Source organism: Limnohabitans sp. DM1, from assembly GCF_001269385.1.
GTDB lineage: Bacteria > Pseudomonadota > Gammaproteobacteria > Burkholderiales > Burkholderiaceae_C > Limnohabitans_A.
Window position 1 is genome coordinate 83,415 of record NZ_CXOO01000026.1, and the last position, 23,686, is coordinate 107,100.

The following is a 23,686-nucleotide window of genomic DNA, read 5'->3' on the forward strand; positions in this document are numbered from 1 at the left end:
TTGATATGTGTACGGTGCTCAAATTGCGACTCCATGCTGCAAAGGAGGTAAGCCCAAATGCGCCGACAGGGTTTGACCTATATCTGCAAAACTGTTGCGACGACCAATCGGGCCGGCTCGAAAATTTTTCCCAAAATAAATTTGCGGCACGTATTCGCGTGTGTGGTCCGTGCCCGGCCAAGTTGGATCACATCCGTGATCGGCAGTCAATACGCACAAATCATCAACGCCAAGTCGTGCTTCAAGTTCAGGCCATCTCTTATCAAAATATTCAAGCGCTTTGGCGTACCCTTCGACATCTCTTCGGTGACCAAAGTTTTGGTCAAAGTCAACGAAGTTTGCAAAAACAATCGACCCATCTGGTGCATCAGCAAGCGCGTCCAGAGTGCGATTAAAAACATCGGCGTTATCAACAGTTTTTGCATGCGAGGAAATACCTCTCATTGAAAAAATATCAGCAATTTTTCCGATGGCGTAAACGCTTCGACCCGCCCAAGCTGCCAGATCCAACAGCGTCACACCGGGGGGGGCTACAGCAATATCTTTTCTATTCGAGGTTCTTTGATATGACCCTGAACTTCCGCTGAACGGACGTGCGATCACACGCGCAATGTTGTATGGCCGGAGCAACTCAAAAGCTGTATTGCAGATTTCATACAACCGACTCACAGGGACAATATCTTCATGTGCAGCCACCTGAAAAACAGAGTCTGCCGAGGTATACACAATGGGTGCACCTGTCTCCATGTGGCGGTCGCCCCATTTTTCAATGATCTGAGTTCCCGATGCGTGACAGTTGCCCAGTACACCAGGCAGCAGGCAAGCGTGCATCCAGTCATGAAGGAACTTTTCAGGAAAAGATTGGGCGGCTGAACGGAAGTATCCCCAATCGGAAAGAACAGGAACGCCAGCCATCTCCCAATGGCCGCTGGGCGTATCCTTGCCTACAGATAATTCCTGAGCTGCCCCATAGGCAGCGCTGAAGCCGTCACGCAACTTCAAACCATCAGGCCAAAGGCCTGTTGCCAATTGCATCGCAGCCCCCAGGCCCAATCGTTCAAGATGAGGCAAGCTCAAGGGTCGCCCTCTGGCCGAGCGATAAGACGCTATATGCCCAAAGGTATTGGCACCTTGGTCACCAAACTTGTCAGCATCTGGTGCCGCACCAACTCCAAGGGAGTCCAGCACCAAAATGATCGCACGGCTCATGCAGTCACCGCCGTACCGGCTTTCAAAGAACGGAGGTAATTGAGGATCAAACGTGTGAGTCCTTTGGAGCCAATGGCTGCGTATTTCAAAGTCTGCTCATGCGAGAGTTCAACATCAGATAAACCCTCGGCCAAATTGGTGATCGTGGCAATGGCAGCCACTTTCAGGCCGCAATGCCGTGCTGAAATAACCTCTGGAACAATCGATTGACCCACAACATCACCGCCAATGATCTGCATCATCTTGATCTCAGCCACTGTCTCAAAGCAAGGCCCGCCATATGACACATAAACACCTTCATGCCAGTCAACCTGGGATTCTTCAGCAGCAGTTTTCAGCTTGGCTCGTAAATCTCGGTCATAGGCATTTGCCAGGCTCACAAAACGAGGGCCAAATCGGTCGTCATTCGGCCCTACCAGGGGTGTCCCGGGCATTGTGTTGATGTGGTCGTTCAGAACCACCAGTTCACCCGGCCCAACTTCTGGACGCAAAGATCCTGCAGCACAGGTCAGCAACATGGATTCGCAGCCCATCAACTTGAAGGTTCGGACAGCGGATGTCATCACGGACATGCCTTTGCCCTCATAAAAATGGCCACGTCCACGCATGCACACCACTGGAAGACCTTCCAGATTCCCGGCGACCAGTTCACCCGCATGGCCTTGAACGGTTGAAACCGGGAAGCCCGGTAACTCCGAATACGGTATGACGACCGCATTCTCAATTTGCTCCGCCAAGGCACCCAGACCTGAGCCCAAAACCATGGCAACGCGGGGTGTGAAATCCGGCTTGAGGCGGCGGAAAACTTCCAGGGCTTCGTAGGGTTGGTTATTGTTCATCTGCTCCACTTTCAACGTGATTTGACATAGGGGACGCCCACGGCTTTGGGGGCGACAGCTTTTCCAGCCAATCCGGCCAGCACCAACACCGTGAGGATGTACGGTGCCATCTGGATGAACTGAACAGGAATTTCACCGATCACAGGCAAAGCCACGCCTTGCAATCGAAACTGAAGAGCGTCAGTCAACGCAAACAACATGCATGCCCAGAAAGTGGGCCATGGCTGCCACCTTCCAAAAATCAATGCAGCCAAAGCAAGAAAACCCTTGCCTGCCGTCATGTCGCGCATGAATGCATTACCGTGTGCTGTAGACAAGTAGGCACCTGCCAAACCACACAGAACACCATTGAGCAAAAGGGCTTGATACCGAATGATCGCGACAGAGATACCCGCTGTATCTGCTGCATGGGGGTTTTCACCCACGGCACGCAGACGCAATCCAAAGCGAGTCTTGAACAACATCCAAGCAACCAAAGGAACAGCCAGCCAAGAGAGGTAAACCAGCACGTTGTGACCGCTCAACATCCGCGTGTAAACAGGCCCTATCAGGGGCACCTGACTGATCGCATCAGCAAAGGGCCAAGTCAATCCTTGGAATCGCGCTGCACCTTCAAGACCAGGTGTCTGTCCTCCTAAATTGAACCAAGCAGATGCCAATGTGGCTGTCGTACCTGCCGCGATGATGTTGATCGCCATGCCAGAGACCATTTGATTGCCGCTGTATGTAATTGCTGACAGCCCGTGCAATGCAGAAAGAGCAACGGCAACCACCATCGCCGCCAAAACACCAAGCCAGGGGTTGGCTGTCACTGCAGCAACTGCTGCTGCAGCAAAAGCGGCTGCTAGCATTTTTCCTTCAAGGCCAATATCAACCACCCCAGACCGTTCAGCCAATATCCCAGCAAAGGATGCCAAGATCAAAGGTACTGACAAACGAACCGTGGAATCCAGCAATGAATAAATCAGATCCATGATGAGGCCTTATGTGCGAGCGCGGATAAGTTTGATAACGGGTTTGCGAAACATGTTTTCCAAAGCTCCACAAAAAATGATGATCAAACCTTCAATAATGACCACCATTTCGCGCGTCAAGGTGGGTATCTCCATCGACAACTCAGTCCCGCCTTGGGCAAGGGCACCAAATAAGAATGCCGATAGAAGAATCCCGAAAGGATGGTTGCGTCCCATCAGTGCAACAGCTATTCCGACAAAACCAACTCCGCCTGTAAAACCTACCAATAAGCGGTGATGCACACCCTGAATGTCATTGACGGCAATCATTCCACCCAGTGCGCCGGACAAGCACATCACCAACACGATGACTTTTTTGACGTGGACGCCTGCATAACGCGCTGCGGCTTCGTTTTGTCCCACTGTCCGTATGACAAAGCCCCAACGGCTTCGCCAAACAAACCAATAAAAAAGGATCAGCAAGGCCATGGCCAAGAAAGTACTGATGTTCAAAGGTGTTGTCGGCCAACGCCCAAGTCCAAGAGAGTTCAAGATGTCATGCAGATACGGCAGCCAGGTGACAGACGAAAATTCTGCTGTTTCAGGAGCCTGCTGTCCTGGGGCAATCATCACGCGCACCAACAGGTAATTCATCAATGCACTGGCAATGAAGTTGAACATGATGGTGGTCACCACCACATGGCTGCCACGGTATGCTTGAAGCCAACCAGGTATGTATGCCCATGCGGCACCAAACAAAGCTGCGACAGCCAACGAAACCAGCCAAATCCAAGGCGCTGGCAAAGTTGGAAAGGCTAAACAGACCAAGGCCACACCCAAGCCCGCCATGTAAGCCTGACCTTCGACACCAATATTGAAAAGACCAGCGTGGAATGCAAGGGCTACCGCCATACCCGCAAAAATAAAATTGGTTGTGTAATAAAGCGTATAGCCCCACACATCCGCCGATCCAAATGCCCCTCTCGCAAGGACCTTGACTGCATCCCATGGATTGGCACCAATGATGTAGATCACGATCGCCGAGATCACCAAGGCAGCCAAAAGATTCACCAGAGGCAAAGCCACGCTCAAAATGAGCTTTTCCAATCCACTCTCTGATGCGGCACGTTGAGGCAATTTTTGCTTGCTCATGTTGAAACTCCTGCCATCCACAATCCAATTTTTTGCTCATCCGCATCAGATCGGGTGGTGCTACCGACAATCTTTCCTGCACACATCACCAGGATGCGATCTGATAAAGCGAGAATTTCATCTAATTCGACCGACACCAAAAGAATGGCTTTGCCTTTCGCTCTTAAATTTTTGATTTGCTCATGGATAAATTCAATCGCACCGATATCCACCCCTCGTGTCGGCTGGCCGATCAATAACAACTCGGGCTCACTCGCCATTTCCCTGGCCAGTACCAATTTCTGCTGGTTACCGCCAGACAGCAAACTGGTTTTGATGTCTGTCACGGTGGGGCGAATGTCAAACTGCTTGATGAAAGCTTCGGCCCGCTGAACGCTCTTGCTGGGTGGCATGTATGTGTTGAGCCAGCCGAGATGCAAATCTTCATCGTCGTGGTAACCGAGGACAGCGTTTTCATGAACACTAAACGTCTTGACTACGCCATCCCTCAGCCGATCTTCGGGAACATGTGCCACGCCCAATGCGCGCATTTGCTTTGCACAGCCCTCTTTCCCAAGCAATGATGTGATGTCTTTTTGGTTGAGCCTGATTTGCCCACTGGTCGGGCGGCGCAAGCCACTGAGAACCTGCAACAACTCGGATTGCCCGTTACCAGACACACCGGCAATACCGACAATTTCACCCTCTGCGATATCGAAACTGATCTCTTTCAAGAGATCCACGCCACGGCGATCACGGACACCTAAATTGTGGATATGCAAAATCTTCTTGCCCAACGATTGCGAAAGGGGTCCCGGTTCATGACTGACAATTTTCCGGCCCACCATCAGTTCGGCAAGCTTTTCGGTATCGGTGTTTTTCGTTACCAGCGTATCAATCACGCGTCCAGTGCGCATCACTGTGACCGCATCCGTCACGCTCATGATTTCTTTGAGTTTGTGTGTGATCAATATGATTGTTTTGCCTTGCTGTTTGAGCACATCCAGAATGGAAAACAATTGTTCGGCCTCTTTGGGGGTCAAGACCGCCGTAGGCTCATCCAGTATCAAAACATCGGCACCACGATAAAGAGCCTTGATAATTTCCACACGTTGCTGCTGCCCTACGGAAAGATCGCTGGTTAGCGCAGTGAAATCAACGCTCAAATTGAATTGGTTATTGATTTCTTGAAGCCTGGCCACGGCAACTTGCTTGCCTTTTTTCAGAAGCCATCCAGCCTCATGACCGAGCAAAATATTTTCGAGCACGGTGAAGTTGTCTACCAACATGAAATGTTGATGAACCATGCCAACGCCTAACGCTATAGCATCTTGGCTGGTTTTGATTTTTACCTTTTCCCCATCGATAAGGATTTCACCTGAGTCCGCCTCATAAAACCCATAGAGGATGTTCATCAAGGTGGACTTACCGGCACCGTTTTCACCCACAATGCCGTGGATATGGCCCGATTGAATTTTCAGATTCACATCTGCATTGGCGTGCACTGCGCCGAATCGTTTGTCGATGGCAACAAACTCTATGGCAGGGTATTTTTCAATTTTGGACATCGTCGTATGAGCACACCGACCTCTTGCGAGGATCGGTGGAGCAGAAGTACCTTTAGGAACGTTTAGATCAGTGGCTCACGCCCGGCTGAGCGTTAAAACACTTGTAGGCATCAAACAGGACACGCATTGTTTGTCACGTAATCGTGTACCTTGATCTTTCCACTGACGATGTCTTCTTCTGCTTTTTTCAAGCGTGCAGCCAACTCCTTGGAGATGAATTTTTGATTGTGCTCATCCATCGCCAAACTGATGCCTTTATTGGACAAACCGTAAGTCACCACGCCTGACTTCCACTGCTGTTGACGTACCATTTTGAAAGCCTCGTACAAAGCCGTGTCCACATGTTTAACCATGGAGGTCAACATCGTCCCTGGATGCAAGTGGTTCTGATTGGAATCAACGCCAATGGCAAAACGGCCCTTGTCCTTAGCGGCTTGCAGAACACCCGTACCCGTATTGCCAGCAGCAGCAAAAATCACATCTACACCTCGGTCAAATTGACTGATGGCCAACTCGCCACCCCGTGTTGGGTCCCTAAAGGCAGCAGGCGTCGTTCCCACCATGTTGGTAATTACCTCAATTTTGGGGTTGTAATATTTGGCACCTTGCGAATAGCCGCAGCCAAAACGACGAATCAACGGCTGGTCCATACCACCGACAAAACCGACCTTAGATGCCTTACTCGAAGACGCGGCGGAAATACCAGCCAAAAATGAGCCTTCTTCTTCACGGAACATGGCACTCTGAACATTAGGGTAGTCAGCTTCTGGTTTGACATTCACCAGCACAAATTTGACGTCGGGAAACTCTGGTGCAAGCTTGCCTACGATGGTGCGCTGCGCGAAACCCGTAGCAAAAATCACCGTCGCACCGCGCCGGATCAAATTGCGGAAAATTTGTTCACGCTGACTGTCTGCAGTCACTTCGGCTTCGAGGTATGCCACATTGAAATCCTTCTTGAACCGCTCTGCGCCATCGAACGCAGACTGGTTGAAAGATTTGTCATGTTTGCCGCCCATGTCGAAGATGACTGCTGGGGTAAATGACTGCGCTTGAACAGATGTCAGCGAAACAGTTATGCATGCACATGTGATCGTACTGATCAGATAGCGACGAGTTGATTTCATAGTTGTCTCCTTGTGGGTCGGTTGAAAATTTCAGTCGATGATGCCCCCCTGCAATCCATACGACAAATATTATTTTTGTCTATCATTCATATTCTTAAACTATGACGATTCGGGTAAACCATGACTTTTGATCTGCGTTCCATGCGCTATTTCGTCGCTGTTGCTGAAGAGCTGAACATCTCTAAAGCTGCTGAACGCCTGCACATCAGCCAGCCACCTCTCAGCCTTCAGATACAGCGACTTGAAGATGAGCTTGGCTTCCAGTTGCTACAACGTCACAAACGTGGTGTGACACTCACCCATGCAGGTCAAGCTCTCGCGCAAGAAGCCAAAGCAGTCATGTCACGTATGGTGCAAGCTGTAGATACCGTGCAACAAATCGGACGCGGCGAGTTGGGACGACTACAAATAGGCATCATTGGTTCGGCCATGTGGGGAGACTTTCCCAACTTGATACAGCGTTTCACGCAAAGCTATCCGGAAGTTGCTTGGGGTCTCCAGGAACTGAATCCATCAGGACAAATTTCCGCATTGGAAGACAAGCGGATAGACATTGGCTTTTGGCGCGGCGTAGACACCAAAGCCCCTCACTTCGAAAGCGTGCTGGTCTCCCAAGAAGAGGTTCATGTGGCTGTCAACAACGACCATCCGCTTTGTCAGAAGTCACGACTTCAACTGTCGGACTTGGCCAACGAAAATTTTTTGAGCATGCACACCGCCTATTCTGACTTCGCTGCCTATCTCAACCGCTGTTGCCTAAAACAGGGTTTTGAGCCACATATTTTTCAACATGCCAATGAACCGCAAACCTTACTGGCCATGGTGAGTGCTGGGATGGGCATCACGCTTTTGCCTCAATCACTTTCCAAAATCAGATGGCCTAAAGTGAAATTTCTACGGCTCCATAAAAATGCGCCTTCAGCTGATCTGTATCTTTTTTACAGAAAAGATGAACTGTCGCCGGTCGTGAACAAGTTTGTACAGATGATCAAAAAGCGTTGAGCACGCAACAACAATCTTTGGCATCCAAATCGTTTATAGACACTGCAGACCATGCCTCAAACTCAATAATCTATATCTGAAATTTTGCATACTCCCCAAGAGGGTTTGCACTAGCATGCGGCACGCTATGGACCATGCTCATGAATAACCTTCATCACCCGAATTTTGAAACACCTCTGCGCTTTTGGCACCGCGATGCGGTGGTTGAGCGCCATCACATACCCCCAGACCGCACCCTGCTCGACCTCCTGCGCGAGGACCTGCGCCTCACCGCCACCAAAGAGGGCTGTGCCGCAGGCGACTGCGGGGCCTGCACCGTGGTGGTGGCCGAGGCGGTGGACGGGTGCTTGCATTACCGCGCCGTCAACAGTTGCATCAAGCCTGCACAGGCCATTGATGGCATGGCCTTGTGGACGGCCGCTGATCTGGCCCAGAGCGACGGCACGCTGCACCCGGTGCAGCAAGCCATGGTGGCGTGTCACGGCTCGCAATGCGGCTTTTGCACGCCCGGTTTTGTGATGAGCCTGTTTGCGCTTTACCAGCGCACGGTGGCGCAGGGCCAGGCCGTCGACAGCCACAGCGCCCACGAAGCTCTGTCGGGCAACCTGTGCCGCTGCACCGGCTACCGGCCCATCGTGCAGGCCGCTTGCAGCTTGCAGGCCGATGCCGCGCAGGCCGTGGATGAGAAGCCCATCGTGGCGGCGCTGCACCAGCTGGCGGCCACCCCCCAAACCGATGGCGATTACCTGCGCCCAATCACCCTGCCCGCTTTGCTGCAAGCCCGCGCCCAGCACCCGCAAGCGCAGCTGATCGCCGGGGCCACCGACGCCGGGCTGTGGATCACGCAGGGCCTGCGCCGCCTGCCGCAAATCATTGACCTGACCCGCGTGGCTGAGCTGCGACGGGTGGAGCGCTACCCGCAACACATCGCCATTGGCGCGGCGGTGAATTTGCAAGACGCGTTTGAGGCGCTGGCCGTTGACCGGCCAGTGGTCGCGCCCTTTGGCGAGCGCTTCGCGGGCTGGCCGGTGCGCCAGTCGGGCACGCTGGGCGGCAACGTGGCCAACGGCTCGCCGATTGGCGACAGCATGCCGCTCTTGATCGCGCTGGGTGCGCAGGTGGTGCTCATGGCCCACCGAAAGGGAAAAGTCGTGCACCGCCATGTGCCGCTGGACCGGTTCTACACCGGCTACCGCCAAAGCCTGCTGGCCGCCGACGAGGTACTGGCCTGGGTGGTGGTGCCCCGCCCTGCCCCCGGCGAATGGCTGGGCGCTTACAAGGTGTCCAAACGGCAAGAAGACGACATCTCGGCCGTGTGCTTGGCGGTGCAGCTGCATGTGCAAGATGGTCACATCACCACAGCCCGCATCGGCGCAGGCGGTGTGGCCGCCACGCCCGCACGGGCGGTGCAGACCGAGGCCGCGCTGATCGGCCAGCCTTGGAACGAAACCACTCTGGCAGCGGCACAACAAGCCATCGCACAAGAGTTTTCACCGCTCAGCGATTTGCGCGCCAGCGCCGATTACCGCAGAACCATCTTGGGCCAACTGCTGCGCCGCGCCTGGCTGGAGAGCACAGGGTACAAGACCATTCGACTGGAGGCACTCGCATGAACACGCCATCCAACACCCAAAGCAGCACCCACCGCTTCCACGAAAGCGCCACCGCGCAGGTGCAAGGCCGCGCCAGCTACATCGACGACCTGCCGCTGATGGAGGGCACGCTGCACGCCGCCCCGCTGATGAGCCCGGTGGCCAATGCGCAGCTGATCGACATGGACCTAGAGGCGGTGTTGGCCGCGCCCGGCGTGGCAGGGGTGGTCACCACGCAAGACATTCCCGGTGACCCACTGCTGGCGACCTTTGTGCACGACGAAACCATTTTTGCCGGGCCGCAGCTCATGCATGTGGGCCAGGTGATGGGCTTGGTGGTGGGGCACAGCCACACGCAAGCACGGCAAGCCGCCCGCCAAATGCGGCTGCAAACCACACAAGCCACGCCCTTGCTGCATGCACGAGAGGCCCAACAAGCGGGCAGCTTTGTGCTGCCCCAAGTCACGGTGCAACGCGGCGATGCAGCGCAGGGGCTGGCCCAAGCCCCGCACCGCTTGCAAGGCTCGTTGGAGATCGGTGGGCAAGAACACTTTTATTTGGAAAGCCAGATCGCCTATGCGATTCCGCAAGACAACGGTCAATGGCTGATACACAGCGGCACGCAGCACCCCGGCGAAGTGCAGCACTGGGTGGCGCACGCGCTGCACATCCCGCTGTCGCAGGTGCGGGTGGTGTGCCGGCGCATGGGCGGCGGCTTTGGCGGCAAAGAAACTCAGGCCGGGCATTTGGCCGTGTGGGCCGCGCTGGCCGCGCACAAGTTCGGTCGACCGGTCAAGATGCGGCTGGACCGGGGCGACGACATCCTGATCACCGGCAAACGTCACCCCTTCAGCCACGACTGGCAAGTGGGCTTTGATGCAGATGGCCGCGTGCTGGGTTTGGATTCGGTGCAGTTGGTCCACTGCGGCCACAGCGCCGACCTGAGCGGCCCGGTGGCCGACCGCGCGATCTTCCACACCGACAACGCCTACTACCTGAGCGACCTTCACATCACTTCGCAGCGCTGCAAAACCCACACCCAAAGCCACACCGCGTTTCGCGGCTTTGGCGGGCCGCAAGGTGTGCTGCTCATCGAGACCGTCATGGGGGACATCGCCCGCCACCTCGGCGTGGACGCGCTCGATGTGCGCTTGGCCAACCTGTACGGTGTGGGGGAGCGCGACACCACGCCTTACGGCATGAAGGTCGAAGACAACATCCTGCACCCGCTGATGACGCAACTGGCCGAGCGCTGCGATTACCGCGCACGCCGCCAAGCCATCAGCGATTGGAACGCCCAGCACAGCGTGATCAAAAAAGGCCTGGCCCTCACCCCGGTCAAGTTCGGCATCAGCTTCACCGCCACGCAGTTCAACCAAGCGGGGGCGGTGGTTTCGGTCTACACCGACGGCAGCGTGCGCGTGAACCACGGCGGCACCGAAATGGGCCAGGGCCTGCACACCAAGGTGTGTGGCTTGGTGGCCCGCGTGCTGGGCCTGCCCGCCGCTCAAGTGCAGGCCAGCGCCAGCGACACCGACCAAGTGGCCAACGCCAGCGCCACGGCTGCGTCCAGCGGCACCGACCTCAATGGCCGCGCCGCCGAAAACGCCGCGCTGCAGGTGCGCCAAAACATCGCCGCCTGCATCGCCAAGGCCGATGCTTGCAGCGCTGATACCGTGCGTTTTGAAGGCGGGCAGGTCATCACCCCCGTGCGCCAGCGCAGCTTCACCGAAGCCGTTCAATACGCCTACGGCCAGCGCGTGCAGCTGTGGAGCGACGGCTTTTACGCCACACCCAAAATCCACTACGACCGCACCACCCTGACCGGCCGGCCGTTTTATTACTTCGCCTACGGCGCGGCCTGCAGCGAGGTGGCCATCGACACCTTGACAGGCGAGTACCGCGTGCTGCGCACCGACATCCTGCACGACGTGGGGCATTCGCTGCACCCCGAGATCGACATCGGCCAGATCGAAGGCGGCTTCGCCCAAGGCCTGGGCTGGCTCACCACCGAAGAGCTGGTCTGGAACGCCCAAGGCGAGCTGCTCACCAAGGGCGCCAGCACCTACAAAATCCCCACCGCCGCCGACATGCCCGCGCAACTCAACATCGACCTGTGGCACGAGGCCAACCGCGAGGACAACGTGGGCGGCAGCAAAGCCGTGGGCGAGCCGCCCTTCATGCTGGCCATCAGTGTGTTCGAGGCCCTGCGCGACGCCATCGGCGCCACGCGCCCTGGCCGCACGCCCATCCACCTCGACACCCCTGCCACACCCGAGCGCGTGCTGAACGCTATCCTTGCCCCATGACAGTCGCTGAACGGACATCATTCTTTGACTCCCCCAGCCCTTTGGGGGGGTTAAGCGAAAGGTCAATGGCGCGCCTTGATGTAGGAGCCCACCCTGTGGGCGATGGACTTGGGACACGCCCCAAAAACCATCGCCCACGGGGTGGGCTCCTACAGGTTCGTTGAGGTCACATCCCCATCCAATTTTGCAAACCTTTTTTTTACCTGTTTTGATCACGAGCCTGCCCATGCAACACGCCCCCCAACCGACCGAATGCCAAGGCTGGCGCGCAGGCCTGCTGTGGTTTCCTGACTCGACCCAGGCGCAAGCCCAGCACGAAACCGATGGCCTGCTGGTCACAGCCCGCGAAGCCGATGGCATCGTGCGCATTCAGGCCATCGGCTCTTACCGCGATCTCGCCCCGCACTACCCCGACCTGCCTGTGACCCACTGGCCAGGCCTGTGCATCGCGCCTGGCTTTGTCGATTTGCACATCCATTACCCCCAAACCGATGTGATCGGCTCGCCCGCCGATGGCCTGCTGCCTTGGCTGGAGCACTACACCTTCCCGCACGAAAAGCATTTTTCAGAGCCTGCCTACGCCCATGAAGTGACCGCATTTTTCATGGACGAGCTGGTGCGCCACGGCGTGACGACCGCGCTTTGCTTTGCCACCGCCCACCCCGAGTCGGTGGATGTGTTCATGGCCGAGGCGCAAAAGCGCCACCTGCGCATGATCACCGGCAAGGTGCTTCAAGACCGCCACAGCCCCAACGGCCTGCGCGACACCGACACCGCCTTGAGCCTGCGCCAGACCGAAGAGTTGATCCGCCGCTGGCACGGCGTGGATCGCCTGGGCTATGCCATCACCCCCCGCTTTGCGCCCACCAGCACCCGCGAGCAACTGCATGGCGCAGGCGAGATCGCGCAGCAGTTTCCGGATGTGTGGATCCAGTCGCATGTGGCCGAAAACCTCGACGAAATCCGCTGGGTGCACGAACTTTTTCCCGAGGCGCGCAGTTATCTGGATGTGTACGACCGCGCAGGCCTGCTACGCCAGCGCTCGGTGTATGCGCACTGCATTTACCTGGACGACACCGACCGCAGACGCATGGCAGAAGTGGGCGCAACAGCCGCCGTCAGCCCCACCAGCAACCTGTTTCTGGGCAGTGGATTCTTCGACTACACCGCCTCGGACGCAGCCGGTCTGCGCTACGGCCTCGCCAGCGATGTGGGCGGCGGCACCAGCTTCAGCCCCTTCCACACCATGCACGCGGCCTACACCGTGGCCCGGCAAAGTGTGGGCCGTCCGGGCATCAGCCTGGCACCCGAACACCTGTGGTGGCAACACACAGCAGGTGCCGCGGCCGCGCTGGACCTGGGCGGAAAAGTCGGCAACCTGCTGCCCGGCTGCGAAGCCGACTTTGTGGTGATCAACCCCCAAGCCACGCCCCTGCTGGCCCGGCGCACGGCGCAAACCGAGACCCTGGCCGAATGGCTGTTCGCGATGATCGTGCTGGGCGATGAGCGCTTGATTGCGCACACCGTGGTGCAGGGGCAGCCAATCAACATCAACGAGTAGGTCGACGTCAACAGAGTCGACATGGGCCTGCGCCGAAGCGTCCAAGCGTCGGACCGGACGGTGCCGACCTACAGGGAGCCACGCTGTCCTGTAGGTCGGTACTCGAAGAGTCCGACGTTGCTGGCTCAAGCACCTCAGCCGAAACCAAATCAGGAGGCCAGGCTCTGGGGTCAATGTCGGGGTCTTCGACCGCCGACCTACGGGACGGGGAGCCACGCTGTCCTGTAGGTCGGTACTCAAAGAGTCCGACGTTGCTGGCTCAAGCACCTCAGCCGAAACCAAATCAGGAGGCCAGGCTCTGGGGTCAATGTCGGGGTCTTCGACCGCCGACCTACGGGGAGCCACGCTGTCCTGTAGGTCGGTACTCAAAGAGTCCGACGTTGCTGGCTCAAGCACCTCGGCCGAAACCAAATCGGGAGCCCTGACTCAAGGGTCAAAGTCGGGGTCTTCGACCACCGACCTACGGGGAGCCACGCTGTTCCGTAGGTCGGTACTCGAAGAGTCCGACGTTGCTGGCTCAAGCACCTCGGCCGAAACCAAATCGGGAGCCCTGACTCAAAGCTCAGTGTCGGGGTCTTCGACCGCCGACCTACGAAAGATCGGGCTGCTCCGTAGGTCGGTACTCGAAGAGTCCGACGTTGCTGGCTCAAGCACCTCAGCCGAAACCAAATCGGGAGCCCTGGCTCAAAGGTCAGTGCGGGGTCTTCGACCGCCGACCTACGAAAACCCACAGGCCTTGCCCTGTAGGTCGGTACTCGAAGAGTCCGACGTTTGCGCGCTTGGGCGCTATATTGATTCAACTATTGCGGGCTTCAGCAGGCCCATGTCGGGGTCTTCGACCACCGACCTACGAAAACCCACAGTTGGGGTCTGCGACCGCCGATCTACAAAAAACCCTGCAAGAGCTGATCGACAATACGGCATGACCTCGAATGAAGAACACCCCATCATCGACCCCAACGAGGCCCAGCGCGCATCCGTGCGCCGAGGCATTGCGCAATTTCAGGAGCGTCTGCAAGCGGCTGGACACGACTTCAGGGAACCGCCCCCCGAGCCCACCTCGTGCTGTGGGCGAGGCTGCAATGGTTGTGTGTGGGAAAGCTACGACGCCGCGCTGATGTTCTGGTACGAAGACGCGGGCGCTTTGCTCAATTGACCCGCGCCAACTCCAAGCCCAAGCGGTCCAGGTTCTGCGCGTTGGCAGGCTCCAAAATGTGTTTCATGGCTTGTGCGAACGCAGCATCGTCAAACACCTGAAGCCAGTCCACGCGCGTGCCATCGCCCTCGGGCGTGAGCGTGATGGTGAGCCTGAACAAAGGCGCGCAGGTGTGGTCGATCACCACCTGACGGTCGGGTTCAATGTGGGCAAACACCGAGGTGTTGGCATAACGCGTGCCGTCGGGTCCGACCATGTCAAACACCCAATGCCCGCCCGTACGAAACTCAAAAACCTCAAATGCGTTGCTGAACCCGTTAGGCCCCCACCAACGGGCCAACCGCTCAGGGGCCTGGATGGCGGCAAAAATGGCTTGAGGCGTGAAAACGAAATGCCGACTGTTTTGGAATGTGCTCATGAAAAGAATGCTTTGCAGGTGTTTGTCCGAGTAAACCACAAGCACTTGAGCGAGCCCCTCAAAACAAACCCATCTGCCCCACCGTTGACGGTGGCCTGAATCCATCCACATTCCAGTCGCGGCGCATGCGGTTCAGGCCCAAGCGCCTGCAGGCCTTGGCAAAGCGCTGGGCGATCAAATCAGCCCAGATACCCTGGCCGCTGCGGCGCGTGGCAAAGCTGGCGTCGTAGTCCTTGCCGCCGTGCAGGTCGTGCATGCGGGCCATGACGCGCGCGGCGCGGTCGGGGTAATGCAGGTCCAGCCATTGCCGAAACAGCGGTGCCAGCTCCCAGGGCAGGCGCAGCACCACATAAAACGCGCTGGTGGCTCCGGCGTCGCGAGCGGCTTCAAGCACCTGCTCCATGTCGTCGTTGATGAAGGGGATTTGCGGCGACACGCTCACACCCACCGGGATGCCCGCATCGGCCAGCGTGCGGATGGTGCGCAAGCGCCGCCAGGGTGCGGCAGCGCGGGGCTCCATGCGACGGGCCAGGTCGGCGTCGAGGGTGGTCACGCTGACATACACGCCTGCCTGCCCGCGTGCCGCCATGGGCGCGAGCAAGTCAATGTCACGCTCAATGCCGCTGCCCTTGGTGACCACCGACATGGGGTGATGGCAGTCATGCAGCACCTGCAGCACTTCGCGGCTCAGGCGCAGTTCACGGTCCAGCGGCTGGTAAGCGTCGGTGATGGTGCCCAGCGCCATCATGCCGGGCTTGTAACGCGGGCTGGCCAGCTCATGAATCAAGCGTTCTTTCAGCCCCCGCTTGGCGATGAGCCGGGTCTCGAAATCCAGCCCGGGCGACAGGCCCAAGTAGCTGTGCGATGGGCGGGCATAGCAATAGCTGCAACCGTGCTCGCAGCCCCGGTAGGGGTTGATTGAGCGGTCAAAGCCGATGTCGGGTGAGGTGTTTCGGCTGATGGCGCTTTTGGCCTCTTCCCAGGTCCAGGTGGTGGCGATGCGCGTGGCCTCTTCGGGTTCGGCCGCCCAGCCGTCATCAAAGGGCTCACGGGCATCGCGTTCAAAGCGATGCGCCAGGCGCGTGGCGCTGCCACGGCCTTTGATCTGGCTGATGGGGACGGTGATGGGGGTTGCTTGCATGCTGTGTATTTATACAGCATTCAGGGGAGCAGCAGAACTCCAAACCGACGGTCATATGCCCCATGTGTGAACAGGACCACAGTACCGACTGATTTTGATCAACCCTGCCCATTGATCAGTTTGTCAATGACCCCGTCTCACACCACAATGGCCGCACTTTCATGGTCATCACATGGATGGGCAACCCGCCACATGAAAGTTCAACACAGGATCAATCGACCATGGTGAATTCAAATTATTTGATGTGGTTGGGCGTTGTCTCATTGGTGCTGGGTTTCCTTGCACTGTTGAACCCCGTGGCCTCCACGATTGCCGCTGAAATGATCGTTGCTTGGTCGCTCATGCTGGTGGGGATTGGGCAAATGGTTTCTGCTTTCAAGCAGAAAGCCGCAGACAACCGCTGGAGTCTGGGACTTCTGGGGGCACTGTGTTTTTTCCTGGGCATGTATTTGGTCTACCGCCCTGTCGTTGGTGCCTTGACCCTGACCATGATTGTGGCGGTCTTCATTCTGGTGGAAGGCTTGCTGAAGGCCTACCTGGCTTTGCGCTTCAAAGGGACTCCTTATTTTTGGGGCATTTTGCTTTCAGCAGTCCTGTCCATACTTTTGGCGATTTTGATTTTCAGCAATTACCCAGAATCAGCCATGACCATTTTGGGAATTTTGTTGGCCGTAGAACTCATCTCCATTGGCATCAATTTGTTGGCCTTGAGCAGACTCCTGACACTGAATTTGAAATCGTCCACGGCCTGAAAGCAGTGCAGCTCACAAAAAGCTGCACAACATTCAAAGGATGGGAATCCTTCAAACCCATCCTTCCTGCTCGGCCTTCACGCCCGAGTCACGCATGAAATCGCGTAAATCGGCCAAAGCCGTAGGCAAATGGGCGGCCTCTTGCAACTGAGCCAACACCCGCCGGTCGTAGTCATTCAACGCACGCGTGATGCCGTCCTTCCAGACATCGGGTGACATTTTTTCGGGCGTCCAACTCAGGCCCGCATCGACCCACAGCTGCCCGGCTGTCAAAGCGATCTGAATGCCCGCTGGATCAGGATCGCAGCTGATGGCTGCGGGTGCAGGCGCCTGCGACAGCAACCAGCGCATGGCCTGCAGCCATGCATCAGAGGGTCTTCCGGGCAGCCAGACCAGGCACACCCCCGCTGGCAGCTGCGCCGCCTGACGTTCGAAACTGGCGCGGTTTTCCACCAGCCAATAACGCTTGGGCGCCTGACAGACCGACCAGGGGGCGGCCCATTGGCGGCAGGGCACGCCCACAAAGCCCATGTGCTGCAAGGCCAGCACCTGAACGCTTTGTGTTTCCGTGCTTTTTTTCTGCAGTCCCAATGAGCCGGCCAGCCACAACAAAGGCTCAAATCGGCCAATGCCCAGGTTTTCAAGCGACAGGTGCGCGTCCAGCCATTCCCATTCGGAGGCCGTGATGCCCTTGGTGTGGCCGCGCGCCGCCAAGGCGAAGTCTTGCCGAAGCCCGGTGCGTTGGGCCTGCTGCCACTCCAGCAGCGCCAGCAACAGGGGCAGGCGCTGGGCTTGCACAGTGGCGTTGCCTTGGGCTGCGGCCTGGGCGGCAGCGGCCAGCCAAGGGTGTTCATCGGCCAGTGCCCGCCACTGCGCAGCCAGGTCATCACGCTGGGCGGCGTGTTGGGCGGCCGTGGTCACGCCTGCGGCTTGCTGCACGGCGGGCAAATCACGCCACACGATCCTGGACACACGCCATTGGCCCGACTTGAATTCTTCCTTGACCGCCAGCGCCCCGGCTGCCAACAAGCCGTCACGCAAGTCATCCACCCTGTCCAGTGCGTCCATGCCCGCTGCATCCAGCAGGCTTTGCCAGGCCCGCTCTTGCGCATGCGACTTGAGCCAGCGCTGCAGCACCGCCAGCTGCGCCGGCCGCAGGGCTGGCAAGGTCACGAAGTTTTGAAAACTTTGCCGCGTGCGCTTGTGCTTGCCACGCATCTCGATGTGCCACGCCGTCACCAGCATCCTCCTTACACGGGCACCAGCACCGGTTGTCCGCGCCGCTTGGCCACGGCAATCGGGGGTGCCCAGCGGCTGTCACGCGGCTTTTTGCTGGTGACCAGCGTGATCTCGGCGGGCTCAAACACTTCGAGGTTGTGCGTGATGGGCGTGGTCAACACGTATTGCGCCTGGGTCGAGCGCAAGAAGTGCCCCACCAATTGAATGTTGCGCACGTCCAGGTGGGCAAAGGGCTCGTCAATGAACACAAAGCCACCCGAAGCGCTTTCTTCGTCCTTGAGCAAACCCACCAGCAAAATCAGCGATTTGATGACCTGTTGACCGCCCGAGGCTTCGCCGTCATTCAGTCCAATGCTGCCCTTGCCATCAAAGTTGAAATTGACCTTGAGCCCGGCCTGCGCCAGCACCGAGTCTTCGTTTTCCAAAGCAGGCAAATCGGCCGACACCTCCACCCCGGCCAGGCTGCCCAGCTCCTGGATGTTGCTGCGGTAACGGCGCACCGTGCTGCGCAAGACTTCGATGTAGCTCTCGCGGGCGTTGAGCACGGCGGTGGCGGCCTGGGCGTTTTTGACCTGGTGGTCTTGCAGGCTGAAGGTCTGCTCGCGCACCTTGGCTTCCATGCGGCGGTAGCGCTCTTCCACAGTGGCGTCTTTTTCCCAGGTGTCCAGTTGCAGCTCGGCTTCGACCGACTCCATGCGCAACTTGGCTTGTCTTTCGTTGTCGTATTTGTCCAGCAGGCTTTGCAAGGCATCGGCCGAGCGCCAGCCCGGCGGAATTTGCCGTTTGCGGTGCTGCGAGGCATCCACCTCGGCCGTGAGTTGCTGGCGGCGCTGGAGCACTTCTGCGGCCAGGCGATCGGCTTCCTGGTTTTTGTGGCGCAGGCTTTGCTCTTGCTGGCGGTATTGGCTGTCGGCCACCTGGTATTGGCTTTTGGCCTGCATATAGGCGCTGTCGAGCTTTTGCCAGTGCATGCTGGCGGCCATGCGCGCTTGCTTGGCCGCTGGCCAGGCCTGGCGGGCGTCGGCAAACTCTTCGGCGCGCCGGGCCAGCTCCTCGGCGGCAGAGTGCCCCGCCAGGGCCTGCTCACAGTCCTTGATCTGGCGCTTGAGGTCCATCAGCGCTTGCGTCAGTGGCCCCAGCTGGGCATCAAGGCGGCGCACATCGTTTTCAAGGGCGTCACGCTGCGACTGCAAGGCCGCTGCGCCCAACTGGTGGTCACGCGGCTCCACCCACACCGAACGGGCACCTCGGCCATCAAAGGTGTAGGCCTCGGGTGTGATCCAGTTGCCTGCCGACTGGCGCCCCTCGCGGGGGCTGTCCACGCAGCGCAAGTTGTTCAGTTGCTGGGCCAGCCAGCGCGGCAGCTTGCCGTCCACACGCACCTGCGCCAGCAGGCTTTGCGGGTCGGCCTTGGGCAGCGCCTCGCCGGGCTCCACGATGTAGTGGCGGTAACGCAGCTCAGAGGCCAGCGCATCGGCAGCAGCCACATCACCGGGCTGGTCCAGCAAGACCACCCAGCGCAAAGGCCGCAAAACGCCCTCGACCGCAGCGCGCCAATGCTCGTTGTGCACATCCACCACTTCGGCCAGAAATCGGTGGCCGATATTTTGGGCCTGCAAACGCTGGCGCAATGCGCGGGCGTCTGGTGGGTGCGGGGGCGTGCGTTGGCCGTCCAGCGACTGCAAAGCATTGTCGGCTTGCGTTTTCTTGTCCAGCACCACGCTGCGCCGGGCCTGTGCGTCTTGCATGCGGGTTTGCAAATCCTGCAAATGCGCATGCAGCGATTCGGCATCGCTTTCCTTGTCCACCAGGGCCAGCAGCTGCGCCTCGCGCTTGTTCAAGTCTTCCAGGGGCCGCTCCAGGTCGCGGGTCTGGTCGCGCTGCACAGCGGCGGCGTCTCGCTCGACCAACAAACGCTGCTCATCGGCTTCGGCTTGCGTGCGGGCCTTGAGCAAGCCCAGCAGCTGGGCGTTTTGTTCGGCCCGCTCTGCCTTGTGGGCGGCCAGGCGCAGCCGGTCGCGGTGCAATTCGCGGCTGCTTTGGGTCAGCTTTTGGCGTTTGCCCTGCCATTCGAGCACCGGAATCACTTCGGTGGCCAGGCGCTCGCGCTCTTGCACCTTGTGCTGCCATTGCTTGTAGAGCGTGACCTTGTTTTGCAATTCGGCCAGCTGGGCTTTGCTGTGGTCCAGTTCTTTTTCGGCCTGCTGCATCTCACGGCTCAACTGGCTTTGGTGGTCGCGAGCGGTGTCATAGGCGTTCAACACTTCCTGATCGCCAAACACATCAAACACCAGGCGCAGCAGCTCTCGCGGGCTGTACTCGCACAGGCGGTCGGTCTGCCCCTGCTCCAGCGACAAAACTTTGGCAATGGCGGGCGACAAACCCGCGTCAGACAGCACCCGCGCCCAGGCTTCGACGCCCATGGTGCGCAGCTCTTTGTCGGGCCGCTCGCTGAGCTGCTCGATGCTCACATCGCCTTCAACCACCATGTAGCGGCGCTGCCAGTCGCCGCCATTGCGCTCGATGCGGCAGGCCAGCGTGACCTGATCGCTGTAGAGCAACTGCCGCGCAAACGGGCGGCTGGACGTTTGCCGCGTGTGCGGCTTGTTGTCCACCACGGCGCGCAGCCACGCCACTTGCGCACCGGCATGGCGGGCATAGGTTTTGTAGTCACGCGGCTGCGAGCATTTGAGGCCCAGCAGGGTGCGCATCGCGTCCAGCAAGGTGGTTTTGCCCGAGCCGTTGGGCCCGGCAATGGTGATGATCGACGCGTCCAGCGGCAAGCTCACGCGCTGGCAATAGTCCCAATGGACGAGTTCAAGGTTTTGCAAATGGAACATGGTGCAATCAATCGGGTTGGGCAGCAGGGTCTGTCTGGGCAACCACATCCTGCGCGGCATCCTGAGCAGCCTGTAGCGCATGCTCACGCGCCAGCACATCGGCCAGGGCGCCGTTCAGGATACGTGGGGCCATCACGTCATAGTCCAGCAGCACATCGAGCAAGGGACCTTCCTTGATGTCATCGCCTGAACGCACGATGAAGCCGTGGCGCTCCAGCAATTTGAGGTTGCCGTCCAGCCGCATCTTTTTGCCCAGCTGGGTGCCATAGTCTTCAAGCAAAGCCTTGTACGACAGCACCGGGCTCACGCTTTGCGCCGAAGGCAGGGGTTTGCTGCTGGCAAACATTTCGTTTTGCGGGGCATCGGGCGCCACCCGGCTGGTCTGGCGCTCGCGCTTGGGCAGCACGATCAAGGCCCACAAAACCACCAGCAAGGCCACCGCGTCGCGGGGCAAGTCCAGGTTGTTGTTGGCGTTCAGGCCCGCCTCGCCCAGCACATGGTTTTGTGGCGCGGGCAGCAAGGCCAGGCAGACATGGTCGGCGTAAATGTTGTCTACCCAGCGCAGGCCCACCTGCGCCAGGCGCTGCTCCACCAGCGCAAACAGCTCGGCATCGGACAGCGCCCGCCTGACCCTGGGGTGTTGGCGCGGCAGGTATTTGCGAGAGAGCAACTCGGCGATCAGCAAGGCCGCATCGTCGGTGAGGGTGTTCAGGGTCATGATTGGAAAAAATGCAAAGTGTTCAGACGGGCGTGTTTGGGGCGGCTTCCCCTGTGGGCGCGGCGCTTTCAGGGGTATCGGGCGCATGGATGCTGCGCAGCAGGCCTGCGCTCAGGTGCGACACCGCCGGGTGGTCCAGCGCCTGCACCTCGGTTTGCCACTGCACGCGCCAGGGCTGGCGGGCCAGTTGGCCGGTGGGGCCGGGCAAGTCTTGGGCCTGCGCATCGCCCAACAGCGGCATGAGCTGGGTTTTGTAGGCCACCTGGGCGTAGCGGGCATGGTCTTCTCCGTCCAGCGGGTGCAGCACCGCCTGGCTGATGTCGTACCAATGCACCGGGGCTGCATCTGAACCCTGTGCACCGGGCTCAGCCCCGGCCAACACGCCCCACTGCGCCAGCAAATCCGACAAGGCGCCCAGCTCTTGCGGCAAGGCCACGGCCGTCAGATCGCCCACGGGCGCGGCCTGCGCCGTGGGCAAGGCCTCGGCCAGCTGCGCCTTTGGCCGGTCGCGCTCAAACTCGGCTTCGGTCACATCCAGCATGTCGTGCGGCGACAGCACGCTCAAACCCACAGGCTGCGCGATGGCCGCCTCCATCAGGCTCTCCAGCCCGGCCTGGGTTTGCAGCCACAGCTTCACATCGGTGCTGGTGATGCCAGTGGTGCCCAGGGTCACACGCTGGCGGTCCACCTGTTGCAAAGCCCGGTTGAACTGGCTGGCCATGGCCAACAGACGCGACTGCGCCTGCCCCAGCCCGCGTGCAGCTTGCTCCATGCGCAGCTGGCCGCGCGCATTGCCAATGATGGCGGTGATCGTGTCCGAGGCCTTGTCAATCAGGCGCGAGGCCCGGTCATAACGCTTGCGCGCCTCACGCAGACGAAACTCCGAGCCGCTGGCAATCGCATCGGCAAACTCATGGTGCAGGCGGCCCAGCTGGGCTTGCAGCATCTGCACTTGCGCGCCGTCCAGCGTGCCCAGGCGGTCAGCGCCCACCACCTGGCCCAATAAACCACTCAGCTCGTCTTCAGACTGCTGCGTCAAAGGCGCCAACATGGTCGCCACCTGCTGCGCCAGCGCCGTCAAACCATAGTGGCGCTGGGTTTCGTCCCAGCTGAGCAAAGCCGCTTCGCGCAAGCGCTTGACCACACTGTCCAGCGCCTCAGGGCGCACGGCATAAAACAACTGGTCCAAAACCTCGCGCGACAAGTAGGCACTGCCTTGCTGTACCAAGGTCAGCAGCACCCAGACCCGCAGCCGCACCAGGCCCCCAGGGCCTTGAAACAGGCTGCGCAAGGCCTCCACCAGCGCGGCGTTGTTTTCAATTTGATACGCCAGGGGCGAATCTGCCACGGCATCGGGGTCTCGAAAATAATCGGCAAAGGCCGATTCCATGTCTGGCGTCACACTCAAAACGGCTCCCTGAAATTTGTCTGCGCATTGTGCCAAGAGACCCGCTGGCAACAGTCACGCAAAAAGAAAGATTGTCCAATAACACCCCCGGTAAACTCCACCTCAACCTGAGGAGATGTATGCAACGCTGCCCTTGGTGCGAAGGCTTTGAGCTTTACCGCCACTACCACGACACCGAATGGGGCGTGCCCCTGCGCGATGACCGGGCCTTGTTTGAGCTGATCAACCTCGAAGGCGCACAGGCCGGGCTGTCCTGGTCCACGGTGCTGAAAAAGCGCGAGACCTATCGCACAGCCTTTGACCAGTTTGACCCGGAAAAAATCGCCCACTACGACGCACACAAAGTGGCCGAACTGCTGGCCAACCCCGGCATCGTGCGCAACCGCCTGAAGGTGGCCGCCACCATCAGCAACGCCCAGGCCTATTTGGCGCTGCAAGCCAGCGGCCAAAGTTTCAGCCAATTTGTCTGGCAGTTTGTAGATGGCCAGCCCCTGCAACACCAGCGCCGCAGCCTGAGCGAAGTGCCCGCCCAGACCCCGCAATCGGACGCCATGAGCAAAGCCTTGCGCAAGGCAGGCTTCAAGTTTGTGGGCTCCACCATTTGCTATGCCTTCATGCAAGCATCCGGCATGGTCAACGACCACCTGGTCAGCTGCCACCGGCATGCCCCGCTGAGCGCTTGAATCTGGCCAGCCATCACCCGTACAAGCCATGCTGAACGCC

19 protein-coding genes are annotated in these 23,686 nt (G+C 58.8%); 7 read left to right on the forward strand and 12 right to left on the reverse strand.

Annotation, left to right across the window (positions count from 1 at the left end; genetic code table 11):
- Positions 1–18: 18 nt before the first annotated feature.
- The 6 genes from AMM33_RS10265 to AMM33_RS10290 form a co-directional block, all read right to left on the reverse strand.
- The gene (locus tag AMM33_RS10265) at positions 19–1,209 is read right to left on the reverse strand and encodes a phosphopentomutase (protein ID WP_090141016.1); all 1,191 of its coding nucleotides are present in this window, start codon (positions 1,207–1,209) and stop codon (positions 19–21) included.
- On the reverse strand, positions 1,206–2,048 hold the full coding sequence (gene xapA / locus AMM33_RS10270; RefSeq protein ID WP_090141017.1) for a xanthosine phosphorylase: 843 nt from the start codon (positions 2,046–2,048) through the stop codon (positions 1,206–1,208). The genes AMM33_RS10265 and xapA overlap by 4 nt, the downstream gene beginning before the upstream one ends.
- Before the next feature lie 11 nt (positions 2,049–2,059).
- Positions 2,060–3,022 carry an ABC transporter permease gene (locus AMM33_RS10275; protein ID WP_090141019.1) on the reverse strand — a complete coding sequence of 321 codons (963 nt, stop codon included), beginning with the start codon at positions 3,020–3,022 and terminating at the stop codon, positions 2,060–2,062.
- A 9-nt stretch (positions 3,023–3,031) separates the two neighbouring features.
- A complete protein-coding gene (locus AMM33_RS10280; RefSeq protein WP_090141021.1) occupies positions 3,032–4,153 on the reverse strand; it encodes an ABC transporter permease in 1,122 nt (373 codons plus the stop codon).
- The gene (locus AMM33_RS10285) at positions 4,150–5,700 is read right to left on the reverse strand and encodes an ABC transporter ATP-binding protein (protein ID WP_194945371.1); all 1,551 of its coding nucleotides are present in this window, start codon (positions 5,698–5,700) and stop codon (positions 4,150–4,152) included. Before AMM33_RS10285 ends, AMM33_RS10280 begins: the two co-directional genes overlap by 4 nt.
- A gap of 110 nt (positions 5,701–5,810) precedes the next feature.
- A complete protein-coding gene (locus AMM33_RS10290) occupies positions 5,811–6,827 on the reverse strand; it encodes a BMP family lipoprotein (protein WP_090141023.1) in 1,017 nt (338 codons plus the stop codon).
- A 120-nt stretch (positions 6,828–6,947) separates the two neighbouring features.
- Between AMM33_RS10290 and AMM33_RS10295 the strand changes: the two genes are divergently transcribed.
- The 5 genes from AMM33_RS10295 (at position 6,948) to AMM33_RS10315 (ending at position 14,447) form a co-directional block, all read left to right on the forward strand.
- The gene (locus AMM33_RS10295; RefSeq protein WP_090141025.1) at positions 6,948–7,829 is read left to right on the forward strand and encodes a LysR family transcriptional regulator; all 882 of its coding nucleotides are present in this window, start codon (positions 6,948–6,950) and stop codon (positions 7,827–7,829) included.
- A gap of 140 nt (positions 7,830–7,969) precedes the next feature.
- Positions 7,970–9,442 carry a xanthine dehydrogenase small subunit gene (gene xdhA, locus AMM33_RS10300; RefSeq protein WP_090141305.1) on the forward strand — a complete coding sequence of 491 codons (1,473 nt, stop codon included), beginning with the start codon at positions 7,970–7,972 and terminating at the stop codon, positions 9,440–9,442.
- Positions 9,439–11,730, forward strand: coding sequence for a xanthine dehydrogenase molybdopterin binding subunit (gene xdhB, locus AMM33_RS10305; RefSeq protein ID WP_090141027.1), 2,292 nt, complete (start codon positions 9,439–9,441; stop codon positions 11,728–11,730). The genes xdhA and xdhB overlap by 4 nt, the downstream gene beginning before the upstream one ends.
- Before the next feature lie 226 nt (positions 11,731–11,956).
- Entirely contained in the window at positions 11,957–13,291 is a 1,335-nt protein-coding gene (guaD, locus tag AMM33_RS10310; protein WP_090141307.1) for a guanine deaminase, read from the forward strand.
- A 922-nt stretch (positions 13,292–14,213) separates the two neighbouring features.
- Positions 14,214–14,447 carry an oxidoreductase-like domain-containing protein gene (locus AMM33_RS10315; protein ID WP_090141029.1) on the forward strand — a complete coding sequence of 78 codons (234 nt, stop codon included), beginning with the start codon at positions 14,214–14,216 and terminating at the stop codon, positions 14,445–14,447.
- Here the strand turns inward: AMM33_RS10315 and AMM33_RS10320 are convergent.
- Complete coding sequence (locus AMM33_RS10320; protein ID WP_090141309.1) at positions 14,440–14,865, reverse strand: SRPBCC domain-containing protein; 426 nt, start codon at positions 14,863–14,865, stop codon at positions 14,440–14,442. The two genes, AMM33_RS10315 and AMM33_RS10320, sit on opposite strands and share 8 nt — an antisense overlap.
- 58 nt (positions 14,866–14,923) lie before the next feature.
- Positions 14,924–16,006 (reverse strand): PA0069 family radical SAM protein, encoded by a 1,083-nt coding sequence (locus AMM33_RS10325; RefSeq protein WP_090141031.1) that lies wholly within the window; start codon positions 16,004–16,006, stop codon positions 14,924–14,926.
- Positions 16,007–16,227: 221 nt separating this feature from the next.
- Here AMM33_RS10325 and AMM33_RS10330 point away from each other — a divergent pair, with 221 nt between their 5' ends.
- On the forward strand, positions 16,228–16,758 hold the full coding sequence (locus AMM33_RS10330; RefSeq protein ID WP_194945372.1) for an HdeD family acid-resistance protein: 531 nt from the start codon (positions 16,228–16,230) through the stop codon (positions 16,756–16,758).
- A 51-nt stretch (positions 16,759–16,809) separates the two neighbouring features.
- Here the strand turns inward: AMM33_RS10330 and AMM33_RS10335 are convergent, their stop codons facing one another.
- Genes AMM33_RS10335 through AMM33_RS10350 form a run of 4 tightly spaced genes read right to left on the reverse strand, consistent with a single transcriptional unit; the run spans position 16,810 to position 22,957 of the window.
- Positions 16,810–17,997 carry a hypothetical protein gene (locus AMM33_RS10335; RefSeq protein WP_228768068.1) on the reverse strand — a complete coding sequence of 396 codons (1,188 nt, stop codon included), beginning with the start codon at positions 17,995–17,997 and terminating at the stop codon, positions 16,810–16,812.
- 11 nt (positions 17,998–18,008) lie between these two features.
- On the reverse strand, positions 18,009–20,837 hold the full coding sequence (locus AMM33_RS10340) for an ATP-binding protein (protein WP_090141312.1): 2,829 nt from the start codon (positions 20,835–20,837) through the stop codon (positions 18,009–18,011).
- Between the two features lie 7 nt (positions 20,838–20,844).
- The gene (locus tag AMM33_RS10345; protein WP_090141035.1) at positions 20,845–21,555 is read right to left on the reverse strand and encodes a hypothetical protein; all 711 of its coding nucleotides are present in this window, start codon (positions 21,553–21,555) and stop codon (positions 20,845–20,847) included.
- 22 nt (positions 21,556–21,577) lie between these two features.
- The gene (locus AMM33_RS10350) at positions 21,578–22,957 is read right to left on the reverse strand and encodes a hypothetical protein (RefSeq protein ID WP_228768080.1); all 1,380 of its coding nucleotides are present in this window, start codon (positions 22,955–22,957) and stop codon (positions 21,578–21,580) included.
- A gap of 125 nt (positions 22,958–23,082) precedes the next feature.
- Between AMM33_RS10350 and AMM33_RS10355 the strand changes: the two genes are divergently transcribed.
- A complete protein-coding gene (locus AMM33_RS10355) occupies positions 23,083–23,646 on the forward strand; it encodes a DNA-3-methyladenine glycosylase I (protein ID WP_090141036.1) in 564 nt (187 codons plus the stop codon).
- The last annotated feature ends 40 nt before the right edge of the window (positions 23,647–23,686 follow it).

What these genes read in the sequence shown, in the direction of transcription:
- AMM33_RS10265 (WP_090141016.1), bottom strand. Translation starts at nt 1,209, where the DNA reads ATGAGCCGTGCGATCATTTTGGTGCTGGACTCCCTTGGAGTTGGTGCG.
- xapA (WP_090141017.1), bottom strand. Translation starts at nt 2,048, where the DNA reads ATGAACAATAACCAACCCTACGAAGCCCTGGAAGTTTTCCGCCGCCTC.
- AMM33_RS10275 (WP_090141019.1), bottom strand. Translation starts at nt 3,022, where the DNA reads ATGGATCTGATTTATTCATTGCTGGATTCCACGGTTCGTTTGTCAGTA.
- AMM33_RS10280 (WP_090141021.1), bottom strand. Translation starts at nt 4,153, where the DNA reads ATGAGCAAGCAAAAATTGCCTCAACGTGCCGCATCAGAGAGTGGATTG.
- AMM33_RS10285 (WP_194945371.1), bottom strand. Translation starts at nt 5,700, where the DNA reads ATGTCCAAAATTGAAAAATACCCTGCCATAGAGTTTGTTGCCATCGAC.
- AMM33_RS10290 (WP_090141023.1), bottom strand. Translation starts at nt 6,827, where the DNA reads ATGAAATCAACTCGTCGCTATCTGATCAGTACGATCACATGTGCATGC.
- AMM33_RS10295 (WP_090141025.1), top strand. Translation starts at nt 6,948, where the DNA reads ATGACTTTTGATCTGCGTTCCATGCGCTATTTCGTCGCTGTTGCTGAA.
- xdhA (WP_090141305.1), top strand. Translation starts at nt 7,970, where the DNA reads ATGAATAACCTTCATCACCCGAATTTTGAAACACCTCTGCGCTTTTGG.
- xdhB (WP_090141027.1), top strand. Translation starts at nt 9,439, where the DNA reads ATGAACACGCCATCCAACACCCAAAGCAGCACCCACCGCTTCCACGAA.
- guaD (WP_090141307.1), top strand. Translation starts at nt 11,957, where the DNA reads ATGCAACACGCCCCCCAACCGACCGAATGCCAAGGCTGGCGCGCAGGC.
- AMM33_RS10315 (WP_090141029.1), top strand. Translation starts at nt 14,214, where the DNA reads ATGACCTCGAATGAAGAACACCCCATCATCGACCCCAACGAGGCCCAG.
- AMM33_RS10320 (WP_090141309.1), bottom strand. Translation starts at nt 14,865, where the DNA reads ATGAGCACATTCCAAAACAGTCGGCATTTCGTTTTCACGCCTCAAGCC.
- AMM33_RS10325 (WP_090141031.1), bottom strand. Translation starts at nt 16,006, where the DNA reads ATGCAAGCAACCCCCATCACCGTCCCCATCAGCCAGATCAAAGGCCGT.
- AMM33_RS10330 (WP_194945372.1), top strand. Translation starts at nt 16,228, where the DNA reads ATGGTGAATTCAAATTATTTGATGTGGTTGGGCGTTGTCTCATTGGTG.
- AMM33_RS10340 (WP_090141312.1), bottom strand. Translation starts at nt 20,837, where the DNA reads ATGTTCCATTTGCAAAACCTTGAACTCGTCCATTGGGACTATTGCCAG.
- AMM33_RS10345 (WP_090141035.1), bottom strand. Translation starts at nt 21,555, where the DNA reads ATGACCCTGAACACCCTCACCGACGATGCGGCCTTGCTGATCGCCGAG.
- AMM33_RS10355 (WP_090141036.1), top strand. Translation starts at nt 23,083, where the DNA reads ATGCAACGCTGCCCTTGGTGCGAAGGCTTTGAGCTTTACCGCCACTAC.